General features: G+C 66.0%; 11 protein-coding genes and 1 pseudogene. 5 read left to right on the plus strand and 7 right to left on the minus strand.

Going from position 1 to position 16583, the window contains the following annotated elements; translation table 11 throughout:
• Positions 1–135: 135 nt before the first annotated feature.
• The 3 genes from IC50_RS01885 to IC50_RS01895 all read right to left on the minus strand — a co-directional run bounded on the left by IC50_RS01885 (position 136) and on the right by IC50_RS01895 (position 4806).
• Positions 136–1020: a 4-(cytidine 5'-diphospho)-2-C-methyl-D-erythritol kinase gene (locus IC50_RS01885; protein ID WP_035699778.1), complete on the minus strand. Its 885-nt coding sequence runs from the start codon at positions 1018–1020 to the stop codon at positions 136–138.
• 28 nt (positions 1021–1048) lie between these two features.
• Positions 1049–2845 (minus strand): tetratricopeptide repeat protein, encoded by a 1797-nt coding sequence (locus tag IC50_RS01890; RefSeq protein WP_085973531.1) that lies wholly within the window; start codon positions 2843–2845, stop codon positions 1049–1051.
• Between the two features lie 299 nt (positions 2846–3144).
• A complete protein-coding gene (locus tag IC50_RS01895) occupies positions 3145–4806 on the minus strand; it encodes an electron transfer flavoprotein-ubiquinone oxidoreductase (protein WP_035699780.1) in 1662 nt (553 codons plus the stop codon).
• Positions 4807–4941: 135 nt separating this feature from the next.
• On the opposite strand from IC50_RS01895, the gene IC50_RS01900 reads away from it, so the two are divergent.
• Complete coding sequence (locus IC50_RS01900) at positions 4942–5748, plus strand: uracil-DNA glycosylase (RefSeq protein WP_035699781.1); 807 nt, start codon at positions 4942–4944, stop codon at positions 5746–5748.
• Positions 5749–5893: 145 nt separating this feature from the next.
• On the opposite strand, the gene IC50_RS01905 is transcribed toward IC50_RS01900, so the two are convergent.
• From IC50_RS01905 to IC50_RS01920, 4 genes are all read right to left on the minus strand, one after another.
• Positions 5894–7402 (minus strand): glycosyltransferase family 39 protein, encoded by a 1509-nt coding sequence (locus IC50_RS01905; protein ID WP_035699783.1) that lies wholly within the window; start codon positions 7400–7402, stop codon positions 5894–5896.
• 200 nt (positions 7403–7602) lie between these two features.
• Complete coding sequence (locus IC50_RS01910) at positions 7603–8466, minus strand: ribonuclease HII (RefSeq protein ID WP_035699799.1); 864 nt, start codon at positions 8464–8466, stop codon at positions 7603–7605.
• Positions 8467–8543: 77 nt separating this feature from the next.
• Entirely contained in the window at positions 8544–8999 is a 456-nt protein-coding gene (locus IC50_RS01915) for a VOC family protein (RefSeq protein ID WP_035699787.1), read from the minus strand.
• Between the two features lie 24 nt (positions 9000–9023).
• Positions 9024–10190 carry a PA0069 family radical SAM protein gene (locus IC50_RS01920; RefSeq protein ID WP_035699793.1) on the minus strand — a complete coding sequence of 389 codons (1167 nt, stop codon included), beginning with the start codon at positions 10188–10190 and terminating at the stop codon, positions 9024–9026.
• Between the two features lie 218 nt (positions 10191–10408).
• Here IC50_RS01920 and IC50_RS01925 point away from each other — a divergent pair, with 218 nt between their 5' ends.
• From IC50_RS01925 to IC50_RS01940, 4 genes and pseudogenes are all read left to right on the plus strand, one after another.
• On the plus strand, positions 10409–12823 hold the full coding sequence (locus tag IC50_RS01925; protein ID WP_035699794.1) for a phosphoketolase family protein: 2415 nt from the start codon (positions 10409–10411) through the stop codon (positions 12821–12823).
• 2 nt (positions 12824–12825) lie between these two features.
• The gene (locus IC50_RS01930) at positions 12826–14019 is read left to right on the plus strand and encodes an acetate/propionate family kinase (RefSeq protein ID WP_035699795.1); all 1194 of its coding nucleotides are present in this window, start codon (positions 12826–12828) and stop codon (positions 14017–14019) included.
• Positions 14020–14102: 83 nt separating this feature from the next.
• On the plus strand, positions 14103–16031 hold the full coding sequence (locus tag IC50_RS01935) for a hypothetical protein (RefSeq protein WP_035699803.1): 1929 nt from the start codon (positions 14103–14105) through the stop codon (positions 16029–16031).
• A 9-nt stretch (positions 16032–16040) separates the two neighbouring features.
• Positions 16041–16583, plus strand: a pseudogene (locus IC50_RS01940) (PEP/pyruvate-binding domain-containing protein); the annotation flags it as partial.

Consider the following 16583-nt stretch of genomic DNA (forward strand, 5'->3'; position numbering starts at 1 on the left):
TTCAGTCAAAACGTGAAACGCTCTAGCTCATCTTGTAGCCCGCATGAGCGCAGCGACATGCGGGAAGCCGCCATGAAGAATCCCGGATATCGCTTCGCTCATCCGGGCTACGCAGCTCCATCGCAATGACGAACCCTAGCTCAAGGTCCCCGCATGCACCCACCAGCCGTGGTGATCGCGCCGGATCTTCTCGGCAGCGGCATGCGCCTCGTTTGCCGCGCCATAGATCGCAAAGCAGGTCGCGCCGGAGCCGGACATGCGGGCGAGCTTGACGCCGGAGGAGTCGCGCAAGGCTTTCAGCACCTCGCCGATGACGGGTTCGATCCGCAGTGCGGGGGCTTCGAGATCGTTGGCGACGGTTTCGAGAACATCGACCCAATCGGCGATTGATCCGCCCTCCTCCGGCCAGGCCGGAGCCCCGAGGACCGAGGTGGCGCCGACCAGGAGCTCGCCGTTGCGCAGGCCGAGCTCCTGGAACACGTCCTTGGTGGCGACAGGCACGCGCGGATTGACCATCACGCAGGGCATGCTCGGCAACGCGAGCGGCAGCAACTGCTCGCCGACACCGGTCATGTCGCAGGCACGAGAAACCAGGCACACCGGCACGTCGGCGCCGGTCGCGAGCGCGACCTTCTGCAGCCTGGAATCGTCGAGCGACAGATTGTTGAGACGCGCCAGGAGCCGCAGCGCCGCCGCGGCGTCGGCCGAGCCGCCGCCAATGCCGGCCGCCACCGGCAGCACCTTGTCGAGCGCGAAGGCGCCCAGCTTCAGGCCCGGCACGGCCTCGGCCAGAAGCCTGGCGGCCTTCAACACGAGATTGTCGGATGTGTCGCCACAGGCCGCGGCCAGCGGCCCGGTGGTGGTGAGCTTCAGCTCGGCTCCCGGCTCCAGCGTCAGCCGGTCGGCGCAGTCGGCAAACGCAACTACGCTTTCGAGATCATGATAGCCGTCGGCACGACGACCGACGACGCGAAGGCTCAAGTTGACCTTCGCCCGCCCCTCTTCGATCAACGCCGACATCGGCGACACGCCCCCAACTTCACCCGGACTAGCCGCCCTTGCCGTCGTCCTTCTTCTTCTCGGCCTGCGCCGCCGAGGAGTTCGAATTGTCCTCCGAGAGGCCATTGGCGATCTTGGCCTCGATCTTCGGCAGTTCTTCCGGCTCGGGCTTGAGATCACGCGCATGCGACCACTGGAACTTTGCTTCCAGCGTACGGCCGACGCGCCAATAAGCGTCGCCGAGATGGTCGTTGATGGTGGGGTCCTCGGGCTTGAGATCGATCGCGCGCTCGAGGTTCTTCACCGCCTCTTCGTAATTGCCGATGCGGTAATAGGCCCAGCCGAGGGAATCGACGATGTAGCCGTCGTCGGGACGCTGCTCGACGGCGCGCTTGATCATCTTCATGCCTTCGTCGAGATTCACGCCCTGGTCGATCCAGGAATATCCGAGATAGTTGAGGACGTGCGGCTGGTCGGGCTGGAGCTCCAGCGCCTTCTTCATGTCGGCCTCGGCCTTGGCCCACTGCTTGGAGCGCTCCTCGCAGATACCGCGGTAATAGTACCAGACGCTGTTGGCCTTGTCGTTGCCCGCAGGCAGCACGTCGATGCCCTGCGAATAGGTCGCACCGCAGTCGCCGAACCTCTTGCGGCCGCGCTCGATGTTGCCGAGCGCCATGATGGCTTCGAGGTCCTTGGCATCCTCCGTGGTGACCCCCTTGAGAATCTTGATCGCCTCGTCGGTGCGGTCGGCGGAATCGAGATCAATGGCGAGCTGGATCTGCGCGTTGCGTTTGAGCGGCGAGGTCGACGGCACGCGCTCATAGACCTTGATCGCCATCTGCGGCCGCTTCACCGATTCATAGAGATCGGCGAGCGAGAGCAACGCCAGCGGATGCGTCGGCTGGAGATAGAGCGAGAGCTGGAGATAGACCAGCGCCAGGTCCTCGCCGCCGCGGCGGGTCAGCGTGGCGCCGATGCCATAGAGCGCTTCGGCGGCGCCGGCTTGTGCGGAATCGACGAGCGGCGGCATCTTCTTGCCGGCCTTGGTCTCGCGCAGACCTTGCTGGATCAGCGGATGGCGCGCGAGCTTCTTGTCGAAGGCCTGATAGACGGTGGTCGCGGCGGCGGAATCCTTGTTGCGCGAGAGCCAGCGCGCATAGGCCTCGGTCACGCGGAGCATGGAATCGTCGAGCTTGTAGGCGCGCTCGAAGCGGGTGCCGGCGTCCTTCTCCCTGCCGGAGAGCTCCAGGATCATGCCGGCGTGAAGATCCTTGAACAGCGGATACCATTCCGGACCGGCCAGCTTGTCGATGGTGGCGACACCACCCTTGGCATCGCCGGCACCATAGGCGGCCCAGCCCGACAGCAGCGTGGCGACGAGATCGGTGATCGGGCCGCGGATCGACTGGTTGATATTGGTCTGCGCGGCCGCATATTTCTTCAGCTTGAGATCATGCACGCCGACGACGAGACGCGCGACGCGGTTGGTCTTGTCGATAGTGAGGATGCGCTCGGCGAGCTTGACGGCTTCGTCGATGTCGCCGTCGGCGACCGACGAGATGAAGGCGCGGTCGAGCAGTTCGTTGTTCTTCGGATCGGTGCGGAGCGCCGAACGGTAGAATGCGGCGGCGGAGGCCGCGTCACGCTCGACGCTGGCGTGGCGGGCGGCGAGATAGCTGCCGGCGCCGGTGAGCGACTTCAGATCGTTTCGGGTCGGAAACTGCGCCGCCGTGTTCTCCGGGTGATCCGGCGTCTGCGCCAGGACCGCACCGGGGACGGCCACGAGCGCAGTGCCCATGAGGGCGATGGCAGCGGCAGTCCAGCGGTTGAAACGATTTGAAAACATCAGGGCTCGCCTTGAGTTGGTAGTGCCTGGGTTGCAGCAGAAGGCCGTGTCGCATGCGAACGCGGCCGGTGGCATCGGGACCCGGAACCGTCAGGCCGACAATGCCGCTTTTGGCGCTTCGCCGCAAGGATTCGGACCGGGCCATCCCCCTCCGCACGCCCAAATCGGCCAAATGAATCCGCCACGGGCGCCCCAAGACGCCGCTACTATGGCCTTATCGTGGCCGCGGCGGGTGGCCGCAGCCGGGTCCTCACGCGAACGTGCGCCAAGTCACCTCAAGTCACCTTTTGTGGCCCGTCTTACATCGCTTCGTAGTTCGGGCCACCGCCGCCCTCCGGGGGAACCCAGGTAATGTTGCCGTTGGGGTCCTTCACGTCGCAGGTTTTGCAATGAACGCAGTTCTGCGCATTGATCTGGAAGCGCGGGCCAGAGCCTTCCTCGATCCATTCATAGACGCCGGCCGGGCAGTAGCGATTCGAGGGGCCGGCGAAGACGTCATGCTCGGAGGTCTTCTGCAGGTTCATGTCCGCCACCTTCAGATGGACCGGCTGGTCCTCCTCGTGATTGGTGTTGGACAGGAACACTGAGGACAGCTTGTCGAAAGTGATCTTGCCGTCGGGCTTCGGGTAGTTTTTCGGAGCATGCTGCTTGGCCGGATCGAGCGTGGCGCGATCGGGCTTGGCGTGCGACTGGGTCCCAAATAGCGAGGTGCCGAACAGCGAGTTGCACCACATGTCGAAGCCTCCGAGCGCGACGCCGAGCACGGTGCCGAACTTCGACCACAGCGGCTTGACGTTGCGCACCAGGAACAGGTCCTTGCCAACGGAGGACGAGCGCCAGGCGTTCTCGTACTCGAGGAGTTCGTCATTGGCGCGATCGGCGGCGAGCGCTGCAGCAACGTGCTCCGCCGCAAGCATGCCGGTGCCCATCGCATTGTGCACGCCCTTGATGCGCGGCACGTTGACAAAGCCGGCCGCGCAACCGATCAGCGCGCCGCCGGGGAAGCTGAGTTTCGGCACCGACTGATAACCACCCTCGGTGATGGCGCGCGCACCATAGGCGAGGCGCTTGGCGCCTTCGAAGGTACCGCGGATCGAGGGGTGGGTCTTGAAGCGCTGGAACTCGTCGAACGGCGAAAGATAGGGATCGTCGTAGTTCAGATGCACGACGAAGCCGACGGCGACGAGATTCTCGTCGTAGTGATAGAGGAAAGAGCCGCCGCCGGTCTTCATGTCGAGCGGCCAGCCAAAGGAATGCTGTATCATCCCCTTTTGATGCTTCGCCGGGTCGATCTGCCAGACCTCCTTGAGGCCGATGCCGAACTTCGCCGGCTCGCTCTTGGCATCCAGCGCGAACTTCGCGATGAGCTGCTTGGTCAGGCTGCCGCGGGCGCCTTCGGCGAACAGCGTGTACTTGCCGAGCAATTCCATGCCACGGGTATAGGAGTCCTTCGGCTTGCCGTCGCGGCCAATGCCCATGTCGCCGGTGGCAATGCCCTTGACCTTGCCCTCCTCGTCATAGAGCACCTCGGCGGCGGCAAAGCCTGGATAGATCTCGACGCCCAGCGCCTCCGCCTTGCGCGCGAGCCAGCGGCAAACATTGCCGAGCGAGCCGATATAGCAGTGATGATTGTTCATCAGCGGCGGCATCATGAAATTCGGCAGCTTGATCGCACCGCCAGCCGTCATCCAGTAGAAGCGGTCATCCTTCACCTGGGTCTTGAGCGGGCAGTCGGCATCCTCGCGCCAGTCCGGGATCAGCTTGTCGAGGCCCGCGGGATCGATCACGGCGCCCGAGAGAATGTGCGCGCCGACCTCGGAGCCCTTCTCCACCACGACGACGTTGAGATCGGCGTTGAGCTGCTTCAGCCGGATCGCGGCCGACAGGCCGGAAGGGCCGGCGCCGACGATGACGACGTCGAATTCCATGGATTCGCGCGGGGGAAGTTCTTCGGTGCTCATCTGATCTCAGCCCTTGAGACGGTCCTCGGTCGTTTGCGCCCCCTTGTTTCCGATTTTTCCGGACAGGACAACCTCGGAAATGCGTTTCGCCGGGGTGCAAGACCGTCCAAGGTGATATAAAAGTCAGACTTTCCCATGATCCCCGAACCCGCACCCACCGTCCGCGAGCTTCTCGCCTTCTATCTGGAGGCCGGTGTCGACTGCGCGCTCGTGGAGGAGCCGATCGACCGCCTGGCGGAATTGGATGCCCCACCGCCGGCACCGCGCGCGGCACCTCCGGTCGAGGCGCCGCGGCCGGGCGCCGCGCCCGCGGTCATGCGCGGCGAAGCGGCGCCTGCGCCTGATGTCGCGATCGCTTCCGCACGCGAGGCCGCGCGCACCGCGCCGACACTCGAGGCGTTGCGCGAACTGATGCAGGGTTTCGAGGGCTGCGCGCTGAAGCACACCGCAACGCGGCTGGTGTTCGCCGACGGCAATCCGCAGGCGCGCATCATGTTCGTCGGCGAGGCGCCGGGCCGCGACGAGGACATCGAGGGACTGCCTTTCGTCGGACGCAGCGGCAAGCTGCTCGACCTCATGATCGGCGCGATCGGGCTCAACCGCACCACCGCCTACATCGCGAACGTCATTCCCTGGCGACCGCCCGGCAACCGCACGCCGACGCCGCAGGAGACGCAGATCTGCCTGCCCTTCATCCAGCGCCATATCGAGCTCGTGAACCCGGACGTGCTGGTGACGCTCGGCAATCCCTCGACGCAGACGCTGCTCGGAACGCGCGAAGGCATCATGCGCACGCGCGGGCGCTGGTTCGACTACGACTCCGGCCAGCGCACCATCCGCGCGCTGCCGACGTTTCACCCGGCCTATCTGCTGCGATCGCCATCCTACAAGCGATTGGCCTGGCAGGATCTGCGGTCGATCGCGAAGGCGCTGGCGGGTTGATGCTCTCGTGTCCCGGACGCGGTGCGGCACGTAGTGACGCTCCGCAGAGCCGGGACCCAAAGCGCACCACGTACCGTGCGGCAAGATAGGCCCCGGCTCTGCAGCGCATCACTTCGTGCTGCGCAGCGTCCGGGGCACGTGAGCGTCACGTCCCCTTCGGCCGAACGATGGCCCAGCCGATACGCAGCAGCTGCTGGCGGCCCGTCACCAGCCATTCGAAGGCGCGCGGGACTTCCGGCACGATGCCGGGAAAGCGCCTGAGGATGTCCGGCGGCGGGGTGCCGGCGGTATCGGAGGCGCGCCAGACCACGACGCCGCCGGTCTCGCCGAATTTGGTCTGATTCATCCACGGCGTGCGCGCAGGATCGGCATCGATGAACAGATGCGGCCGGCCGGAGTGCAGCGCGATCAGGCTGGCGAGCTGGGTCTCGCCGGCGACGGCACGCAGGCGATGGTTGGTGCGACGGGCAAAGCTCTCGTCGAAGAAATCCGAGATCGCGCGCGCCGGCATCGAGGTCGCAATCTCGTTGGCGCCGGTCCAGGGCAGGAACAGCACGGCGAGCACCACGCCGGCGGCGGGCGCGATGATGGCAGCAGCCCATACCGTGCGCAGCATCCGCGTGCGGCGCATCGCGATGAGATCGCCGGCCGCAACGACCACGGCAAGCCCGGGCATGACCAGCACGACACCGGCGCCGCCGACGACGGAGTCGAGCCCGAGCAGGCCGGAGATCAGCACCGCGCCGAGCGGCGGAGCCAGCGCGAAGAAATAGACGAAGTTGCGCGCGAGCGGCTCGACCGGCGGGCGGTAGATGATCGGCGGTTCCTCGCTCTTGCCGTCGAACAGCCCGGTGTTGAGGAAGGTCAGCGCCGGGATCGCAGCAGCCCCGAGCACGAGTCCGCCGAACAGCCAGGCCGCATGCAGCGCGCGGGCGTCGAGCTCGGCGACTTGCGGCAAGGCCGGTATCGTCAACGTCTCGGCCCGCATCAGCCAGACCGCATAGGGCAGCGCCAGCACGGCGACGACGATCAGTGCAAAGAGCGGATCGAGCCCGCGCAGCGTCCGCCGGCCGCCGGAGGTCGAGACCGCGAAGACGACGATCAGCAGGAGGAGAAAGATCGCCGCCGGTGTCGTCAGAAGCAAAAGGCCCGCTTCGATCGACCAGGCGAACCAGGCATTGCCGCGGCGCTGGCCGATGATCTGCCAGGAATGCAGCAGCAGTAGCGCCCAGAGCGGTCGCGCCAGCACCAGGGGGCCGAAGTCGAGCGCAGGCGAGGAGAAGGCCAGCACTGTCATCGTCAGCAGCACGGCGAGCACCGCCTGCTGCGAGCCGATCACGGCACGGGAGAGATGATAGAGCGCGATGAAGGTCGTGATCTCGCAGAGCTGGGCGAGGACATAGACGCCCAGCATGTGGCCGCCAGCGGCGCGATAGGCGATGTCGGCGAGCCAGACCGGCAGCGGCGGGCCGAGATCGGTGCCGACCTGGTATTCCCTGCCGAAGGCCAGGAGGGTCGCGAGGTTGCCGGGCGGGCTGCGGTAGAACACCAGCGCCACGAACAGCCACATCAAAGCCTGGAGCAGCACGGCAATCCACACGATCAGCCGCGGCCGGGCGCGAATGAGCTCGATGACCAGGGAGGTAAACCGCATGCAACGTCCGAATGATGCAGCCAGTCCAGCCGGCCCTTTTCGCTCACATCCGTTTTGATAATGGGCGTCACGCGCCGTGGCAACTTCGGTCTGCTCCCCCTCCCCGTTCTTGCGGCCAAACGCACAAGGGCGCATGCACGGCAGATCGTCATGCCGGGCTTGGCCCGGCCATGACGATGCGGAAGTTGCAGGGCGATTCCTTAGAGATTTGCCGTGGCGTCGACTCCCACGCCCGCTTCCCCCTGCACATCGACCTCGGCAACTGAGAACAAGTCCTGCACCGGCTCGACGGTCCACGGCATGTGCTTGGCACGGGCGGCGGCGACGGGGGCGAAGAAGCTGCGGTGGTGGACGGAGGGGCCGAGGCGGTCGAGCGCCTCGAGATGTTCGGGGACGGCGTAGCCCTTGTGCTGCTCGAAGCCGTAGCCGGGGCAGTCCTGCGCCAGCGCGCACATCAGCCGGTCGCGCGTGACCTTGGCGACGATGGAGGCCGCGGCGATCGACAGCACGATGCCGTCGCCGCCGATCACGGCCTCGCAATCGCATTCGGTGTCGAGCCGGTCGCGGCCGTCGACGAAGACGTGCCTGGGCGCATCGGGCAGCGCCACCACGGCGCGCTTCAGCGCCCACAGCGAGGCACGCAGGATGTTGTCGCGGTCGATCCGTGAGGGCGAGGCGACGGCGACCGAGACCTGCGCGGTGGCGCAGATCTTGTCGAACAGCCTTTCGCGCTCCTCGGCAGTCAGCCGCTTGGAATCATCGATGCCGCGCGGAATGCGGTCGGGATCGAGAATGACCGCGGCTGCAACGACGGGGCCCGCCAGCGGGCCGCGGCCGGCCTCGTCGCACCCGGCAACCGGCCAGACGCCGCGCTTGATGAGCGCGCGCTCGCGGCGGAAGCTGGGGGGAGCAATGGCAATGATGGCTTTCTTGCCGGCAGGAACCTTGGGAGCCTTGACTGCAGATGTTTTGGCCGCAGGCGTTCTGGCCGCCTCGGCAGGCGCAGCAGCCTCCTTTTTTGGCACGTCCCTGGCTGGGTTCTTGGCGGACTTGTCCCGAATCATGACCGGGATCGTGCGCAAGGGGATTTGCCGGCGCAACCGGGAACCCAGGATAATTCCCGTTATTCAGGCCGGCCGCCCTACTCCGCCAGATGCACCCGGCGGTCCTCGCCCACCTCGATACCGGGCGCGACCACGACCTCCCAAGGATGGCCGTCGGGGTCAGCGAAATAGCCCGAATAGCCGCCGTAGTCGGTCTCGTGCGCCGCCTTGAGCAAGCTGGCCCCCTTCCCGATGGCGAAGGCCAGCACCGCATCGACTTCCTCGCGCGTCCGGCAGTTCCAGGCGAGCGTAATGCCGCGAAAGGTCGATGGCCTCGGCGCGTCCTGCAAGGTCGCATCTGCCGCGAGCAGATCCCAGGGATACAGCGCGAGCACCGGCCCGCCGGTATCGTAGAACGCAACCGCCTCGCCGGTTGCCTTCAGCCGGCGCGAGAAACCGAGCGCGTCGTAAAAGACGATGCTGGCGCTGATATCGCTGACGCCGAGCGTGATGACGGTGAGCCGGGCCACCGGAGCTGCGACGTCCTTACTCATACGATACCTCTTCCGCTTGCCCACTCAGAACAGGCTGAGCTGGTCGCCGTTCTGCTTCGGCCGCGCAAAGTGGTCCGTTGTCAGCTTGGAGCGCCGCTTGTTGAGGCCGAGCCTGTCGCATGCGATCTCGAAGCGGCGGCCGATGGTCCAGGCCATGGGGCCGGTGCCCTTCATCCGCTCGCCCCATTTCGCATCGTAGTCGCGCCCGCCGCGCATGTCGCGAATCAGGGTGAAGACGTGGCGGTAGCGGTCCGGGTAGTTCGCCATCAGCCATTCACGGAAGAGATCGCGGACCTCCAACGGCAGCCGCAGAAGCACATAGGAGGCTTCCTTGACGCCGGCATGGGCGGCGGCATCGAGGATGCGCTCGATCTCGGAATCGTTCAGCGCGGGGATCACGGGCGCGACCATCACCGTGGTCGGAATGCCGGCATCGGAGAGCCGCTTCAGCGCCTCCAGCCGTTTCGGCGGCGTCGAGGCGCGCGGTTCCATGGTGCGCGCCAGCTTCGGGTCGAGCGAGGTGACCGAAATCGCGACCTTGGCGAGGTTGCGCTTGGCCATGCGCGCGAGAACGTCGATGTCGCGCAGCACCAACGCCGATTTGGTGACGATGCCGACAGGATGGCTGGCGCGTTCCAGCACCTCGAGGATTCCGCGCATGATCTTTCGCTCGCGCTCGATCGGCTGGTAGGGATCGGTGTTGGTGCCGATCGCGATCATCCGCGGCTCGTAGCCGGGTGCGGCGAGCTCCTTCTCCAGCAGCGACGGCGCCTCGGGCTTGGCGAACAGTTTCGACTCGAAGTCGAGCCCCGGCGACAGGCCGAGATAGGCGTGGGTCGGCCGCGCGAAGCAATAGACACAGCCGTGCTCGCAGCCGCGATAAGGATTGATCGAACGGTCGAAGCCGATATCGGGGGAATCGTTGCGGGTGATCACCTTGCGCGACGTGTCGACCGCGACCGTGGTCTTGAATGGCGGCAGCTCTTCCAGGCTCTGCCAGCCGTCGTCGAAGGCGACGCGCGCCTCGGCCTCGTAGCGGCCGCTGGCGTTGGACTGCGCCCCCCGCCCTCGCCTGCGCGCGCGCTCGATGGCGACGCCGAGTTCCGGAAAATCAGAGTCCGCACCCGCCGGCTCGGAGGGCGCCTTGACCGGCGGGTGCTTGAGAGCATGAGAGGATGCTGCTGGACTCATGACGCCAAGATAGCACGCAAAAGGAACAAATCAAGAACACAAACGAAAATTGGGAAAACAACCCACGCAAAGGTGCCGCTCAAAGTTCGGGCGCGATCCTTTGACCTCACGCAACATGCCTGTCGCAACGATCCCGTTTGATGCCGGACACGGATCGATCGCGCCGGAACACAGTTGGTGACGATCGCGGGCATAGCTCGGCAACAATCGGCAAGAACATGACAAATCAACAACAATCAGCTGCCGCGAGCAGCGATCTCGATCTCCTTGATCGCTATTGGCGCGCCGCCAACTACCTCTCCGTCGGGCAAATCTACCTGCGCGATAATCCGTTGCTGCGCGAGCCGTTGCGGCCCGAGCACATCAAGCCGCGTTTGCTCGGCCATTGGGGCACCACGCCCGGCCTGAACTTCATCTATGCTCATCTCAATCGCGTGATCCGCGCCCTGGACCTCAACGTGATCTATGTCTGCGGGCCCGGCCATGGCGGCCCCGGCATGGTCGCCAACACCTATCTCGAAGGCAGCTACAGCGAGATTTATCCCGACATCGCGCGCGATGCGGACGGATTGCGCAAGCTATTCAGGCAGTTCTCCTTCCCCGGGGGCATTCCGAGCCATGCGGCGCCGGAAACGCCGGGCTCGATCCACGAAGGCGGCGAACTCGGCTACGCGCTGGTGCACGCCTACGGCGCGGCATTCGACAATCCTGATCTGATCGTCGCCTGTGTCGTCGGCGACGGCGAGGCCGAAACCGGCCCCCTCGCCGCGTCCTGGCACTCGAACAAGTTCCTGAACCCGGCGCATGACGGCGCGGTGCTGCCGATCCTGCATCTCAACGGCTACAAGATCGCCAACCCCACCGTGCTCGGACGGATGGGAGACGCGGAGATCCGCGATCTCTTCCGCGGGTTCGGCCATGAGCCGCTGTTCGTCGCGGGCGACGATCCAAAATTGATGCACCGTGCCATGGCGGATGCACTCGATGTCGCGCTCGCCAGCATCCGCTCGATCCAGCAGCATGCCCGCGACGGGCGCACGGGCGTCGAGCGGCCGCGTTGGCCGATGATCGTGCTGCGCAGCCCGAAAGGCTGGACCGGCCCGAAGGAAGTCGACGGCAAGAAGGTGGAGGGCTTTTGGCGCGCGCATCAAGTGCCGGTCGCCGGCTGCCGCGAAAATCCGGCGCATCTGAAGGTGCTCGAAGACTGGATGCGCAGCTACGAGCCGGAAAAACTGTTCGACGCGAACGGCGCGCTCGTTCCCGAGCTTCGGGCGCTCGCCCCCGAAGGTATCAGGCGCATGGGCGCCAATCCTCACGCCAATGGCGGCCTGTTGAAGAAGGAGCTGAAGCTGCCCGACTTCCGCAGCTACGCAATAGAGGTGCCGTGGCCCGGCGGCGTCATCGCCGAGGCGACGCGCGAGCTCGGCAAATTCCTGCGCGACGTCATCCGCCTCAACGCACAACAGCGCAATTTCCGCATCATGGGGCCGGACGAGACCGCATCGAACCGGCTAGATGCCGTGTTCGAAGCCACCGAACGCGTCTGGATGGAACCGATCGAACCTTACGACGTCCATCTCGCCCAGGACGGCCGGGTGATGGAGGTCTTGAGCGAGCATCTCTGCCAGGGCTGGCTCGAGGGTTATCTGCTCACGGGACGGCACGGCTTCTTCTCCTGCTATGAGGCCTTCATCCACATCGTGGATTCCATGTTCAACCAGCATGCCAAATGGCTGAAGGTCACGCGCGACCTGCCGTGGCGGCGCCCGATCGCCTCGCTCAATTATCTCTTGACCTCGCATGTCTGGCGCCAGGACCATAACGGCTTCAGCCATCAGGACCCCGGATTCGTCGATCTCGTCGCCAACAAGAAAGCGGACATCGTCCGCATCTATTTCCCGCCGGATGCCAACACGCTGTTGTGGATCGCCGATCACTGCCTGCGCACCTACAACCGCATCAACGTCATCGTCGCCGGCAAGCAGCCGGCGCCGCAATGGCTCTCGATGCGGGACGCGGCGACGCATTGTGATGCCGGGATCGGCATCTGGACCTGGGCCGGAACGGAGGACGGAAAGGGCGAGCCCGACGTGGTGATGGCCTGCGCCGGCGACGTGCCGACGCTGGAGACGCTCGCCGCCGTCGACCTCCTGCGCAAGGCGCTGCCTGACCTGAAAATCCGCGTCGTCAACGTCGTCGACCTCATGACGCTGCAACCCAGGGATCAGCACCCGCACGGCCTCTCCGACCGCGACTTCGACGGCCTGTTCACGTCGGACAAGCCGGTGATCTTCGCCTATCACGGCTATCCCTATCTCATTCACCGGCTGACCTATAGCCGCACCAACCATGCCGGCCTGCATGTGCGCGGCTTTGCCGAGGAAGGCACCACGACGACGCCGTTCGACATGGTCGTGCTCAACGAGCTCGACCGCTATCATCTCGCGATCGAGGCGATCGAACGCGTGCCGGGTCTGGCGGCCAAGGCCGCCCACGTGAAGCAGCAGTTCCGCGACAAACTGATCGAGCACTCCCGCTACGTCCGCGAGCATGGCGAGGACATGCCCGAGATTCGCGACTGGGTCTGGCCGAACAGCGCCGGCGGCAACACGCCGACTGAGGCCGGCGACTAGCCATGCCGGACACGATCCTCGTCCTCAACTCGGGATCGTCGAGCATCAAGTTCGGCCTGTTCGATGTCTCGGCGGCTGATCCCTCCCTGCTCTGCAAGGGCCTGCTCGACGAGCACGAGGCAAGACCCCGGCTCGTGGTGAAGGGCCCCGCCGGCGAAGACCTGTTCGAGACGCGGTGGGAGACGCCGGACGCGGCCGGCGGTGGCCATCTATTCGCCGACGTGCTCGCCTTCATCGAAGACCGGTTCGGCGAACGCAGCCTGCGGGCCGTCGGCCACCGCATCGTTCACGGCGGGCCGGATTATTCGGGCCCGGTCGTCCTGACGGACGACATCACCGCGAAGCTGGAGGCATTGACGCCGCTGGCGCCGCTGCACCAGCCGCGCTGCCTTACCCCGGTCCGTTCGCTCGCGGCGATCCGGCCCGAATTGACGCAGATCGCGTGTTTCGACACCGCCTTCCACCACGGCCTCACACCGCCCGCGAGCCGCTTCGCCATTCCCAGGCGATTCGAGGCACGTGGCGTCAGGCGCTATGGCTTTCACGGCCTCTCATTCGAATATGTCGCGGGACGCCTCGCCGAGATCGCACCGGAGCTCGCGGCCAGGCGCACCGTCATCGCGCATCTCGGCAACGGCGCCAGCCTTTGCGCATTGCGCGATAGCCGCAGCATCGACACCACGATGGGGCTGACGCCGCTCGACGGCCTCGTGATGGGCACACGCTGCGGCACGATCGATCCCGGCGTGCTGCTCTATCTGCAGCAGCACGAGAAGATGTCGGTCGAGGAGGTCCAGCGCCTGCTCTATCACGAGTCAGGCCTGCTTGGCGTCTCCGGCATCTCCGCGGACATGCGCACGCTGCTGGCAAGCGGCGAGGTTGCGGCGCGAGAGGCGGTCGATCTCTTCAGCTTCCGCGCGGCGCAGGCTGTCGCGATGATGGCGACCACTCTCGGCGGCCTGGACTGTCTGGTCTTCACCGGCGGCATCGGCGAGCATGCCAAGGAAATCCGCAGTGCGATCGGCAAGCGTCTCGCATGGATGGGAGTGCGCATCGATGCCGCCAGCAATGACGCGGTGCGCGGGCGCATCAACGGCAGCGACAGCACCGTCGATATCTTCGTTGTCCCGACCAATGAAGAGATGACGATTGCGCGCCACTGCGCCGCTCTGATCCGTGGACGCCACGTCACGTGACACTTTTATGAATGATCTGCCGCAATGCTGCCGCCGCGGTTTCGCGGCACAGAGAACGCATCAACCCTGGTTGCGGACCGATCATGAAAACCCAGATCATCGAAGAGCTCGGACAAGGCAGCATCCTGCTGCCCGCGCTGGTGGCGGAAGCGCTCGCCGCCAACGACCGCATCAAGGTGCGGATGAGCGCATTGCAGGCGGCGGCCCAACATGCGCAGGAACCTAACCGGCCCGCGAACGACCTTGGCGTCGAAAGTCAGACTGCAGGCATCGCTCCCGCGGGAATCGCGGCGCTGATCGGCGGCGCCCATCTGATCGGACAGGGCCGGCTCGCGGCCCCCGATCTTGCGAAGCTGATACAGGAGATTGGGGACGATGCAGCGACCATGATCCGCGCCGTCGGCGCCGGCGCCGTGAGCGAAGGCGAGAGGGCGCAGGCGCGGCTCGACGCGATCCGCACAGCCGGCCTGCTCGATCCCACCAGCGAGATCGAGATGTCCCGCATCTCGCGCCTGACCGGCGTGGCCGACGCAGGCGGCGACAGCCTGCATCGCCTCGTCATGGATCTGCACAAGCAGCTCAACAGGCTTGCGTCGAGTTCCTCGGAGGAAGCGCTCGACGGCGCCCATGTCTTCGGTCTGCACGGCGAAGACCGCGCCGCGGTCGCGGCCTTCATGAAGGGCCTGAACGCGACGCGAGGCCTCAAGTTCAATCACCCGGGCCTCGACACCATGGCCACACGCGCCGGCGGCCGGCTCCTGATCCAGAACGACATCGGCACCACGGACGCCCATGTCGTCGTGATCGCGGTGAAGAAGAACGCGGTCACCGTCACCTACACCGACGTGCACCTGGCACGCGCGAAGTTCTTCATGTCGCTGTTCGACAATTTCGAGGCGACGTGGAGCGGGCTCGATCGTCACACCGCCGCAGGCCTCGGCGAAGACAATTCCTTCTATCTCGTCACCGGCCAATATCAGGCCGGACACGCCGCCGATCGCAACGAATTCCTCGCGGAGGTCGGTGCCGCACTGGTCTTTCTGATCGACTGGAACAAGGCGCGCAAGCTGCTCAGGACCTGGGTCGCCAAGGAGGACGCGGCACGCATCCTCGAATGGGCCGCGCGTCAGCGGATCGGCCATCGCGGCTTCCTCGAACTCGGGGGCAACGATCTGCTGGGCTCTGCAGTTCGGAACGCCGCCCCCACCCGGATCGGCTTTGGCGAGCGGCTCGACCAGGCGCTCGGCCGCAACGCAGCAATCGATTTTCTGAAGGCATCTCTGCGCGCCTCCACCGAGGCGCTGCTTGCAGGCCGCTCGGTCAGGACGGTGCGCGACCAGATCGAAGCCGATCTGATGCGGCACCTGGATCGCGTCGACGGGGCTCTGCTGGCAGCCGTGCTGCGTCAGATCGGCCTCGCCCACGATCTCGTCGCGGCGATCTCGCGCCATATCGCCGCGTTCCGCGCGGACCAGCCCGCCGACGGCAAGCTGCTGACGCAACGCTGCGGCGCGATCGAGCAGAAGGCCGACAGAATCGCGATCGAGAGCCGCAACGAGGTCGACCGCCTCAATGCCCGTCCGCTGATCGGACAATTGATCGATCGTGCCGAGGAAGCGGTCGACGAGCTGGAGCAGGCTGCATTCATCGCCGCGTTGATGCCGGAGAGGACCGATCCATCCTTGCTGGCATCGCTGGCCGAGCTCTGCACAGTGGCAGAGACCGCGACCGAAGTGGCCGCGAGCGGCGTCGCCGCAGCGATCGATGTACCGGAAGGACGGCGCGCCGATTCCGAGGACGCGCTCTCCGCCGTGACCCGCCTGATCGACGCCGAACACGCCGCCGACAGCCGCGAACGCGCGATCACCGCACTGGTCTTCAGCGGCGGCTTCGACGTCGCTACCTCGCTGTCGGTGATCGAGCTCGCCCGCGCCGTCGAGCGCGCCACCGACCGCTTCGCCGCGTTCGGTCATCTGCTCCGCCGTCACATCATGATCGACCTCGCAGCTTGAGGAGCCACCATGCATATCGTCCATATCGGCGCTGAAGCCGCCGAATTGCGGCCCGCCGAAGAGATCGGCGCCAAGGCCGCCAATCTCGCCCGCATGGCGGCGCGGGGCCTGCCCGTGCCGCCTGCCTTCGTGCTCCCGGTCAAGCTCTGCGCCGAGCTCATTGCCGGTCATGCGCACGCCACGCGACACCTGCGCGACGGCTTGAAGGAGGGAATCTCGTTCCTGGAGAGCGCTACCGGAAAACGCTTCGGGGACCGCCGGCAGCCGCTGCTGGTCTCGGTGCGCTCGGGGGCGGCGCGATCGATGCCGGGCATGCTCGACACCGTTCTCAATGTCGGCTGCACGCCCGATGCCGTCCACGGCCTGATCCGTGCGACCGGCCGGCCGCGGCTCGCCTGGGATTGCCGGCGCCGTTTCCTGGAGAGCTTTGGCGAGACCGTGCTCGAGCTCGACCAGGCCGCCTTTGCCGCATGCATCTCGGAGCTCGTCGCAACCGAAGACGTCGGCAGCGACCGCGAGCTCGACAGCGAAGCGCTCGAGCGGCTCCCCCCC

This window comes from Bradyrhizobium genomosp. I (2014) (assembly GCF_000261685.1).
In the GTDB taxonomy this organism is placed as follows: Bacteria; Pseudomonadota; Alphaproteobacteria; order Rhizobiales; family Xanthobacteraceae; genus Bradyrhizobium.

Excerpts from the sequence above, each read along its gene's own strand:
- IC50_RS01935 (WP_035699803.1), top strand. The coding sequence starts at position 14,103 with ATGAAAACCCAGATCATCGAAGAGCTCGGACAAGGCAGCATCCTGCTG.
- IC50_RS01895 (WP_035699780.1), bottom strand. The coding sequence starts at position 4,806 with ATGAGCACCGAAGAACTTCCCCCGCGCGAATCCATGGAATTCGACGTC.
- IC50_RS01910 (WP_035699799.1), bottom strand. The coding sequence starts at position 8,466 with ATGATTCGGGACAAGTCCGCCAAGAACCCAGCCAGGGACGTGCCAAAA.
- IC50_RS01890 (WP_085973531.1), bottom strand. The coding sequence starts at position 2,845 with ATGTTTTCAAATCGTTTCAACCGCTGGACTGCCGCTGCCATCGCCCTC.
- IC50_RS01885 (WP_035699778.1), bottom strand. The coding sequence starts at position 1,020 with ATGTCGGCGTTGATCGAAGAGGGGCGGGCGAAGGTCAACTTGAGCCTT.
- IC50_RS01920 (WP_035699793.1), bottom strand. The coding sequence starts at position 10,190 with ATGAGTCCAGCAGCATCCTCTCATGCTCTCAAGCACCCGCCGGTCAAG.
- IC50_RS01915 (WP_035699787.1), bottom strand. The coding sequence starts at position 8,999 with ATGAGTAAGGACGTCGCAGCTCCGGTGGCCCGGCTCACCGTCATCACG.
- IC50_RS01900 (WP_035699781.1), top strand. The coding sequence starts at position 4,942 with ATGATCCCCGAACCCGCACCCACCGTCCGCGAGCTTCTCGCCTTCTAT.
- IC50_RS01925 (WP_035699794.1), top strand. The coding sequence starts at position 10,409 with ATGACAAATCAACAACAATCAGCTGCCGCGAGCAGCGATCTCGATCTC.
- IC50_RS01930 (WP_035699795.1), top strand. The coding sequence starts at position 12,826 with ATGCCGGACACGATCCTCGTCCTCAACTCGGGATCGTCGAGCATCAAG.
- IC50_RS01905 (WP_035699783.1), bottom strand. The coding sequence starts at position 7,402 with ATGCGGTTTACCTCCCTGGTCATCGAGCTCATTCGCGCCCGGCCGCGG.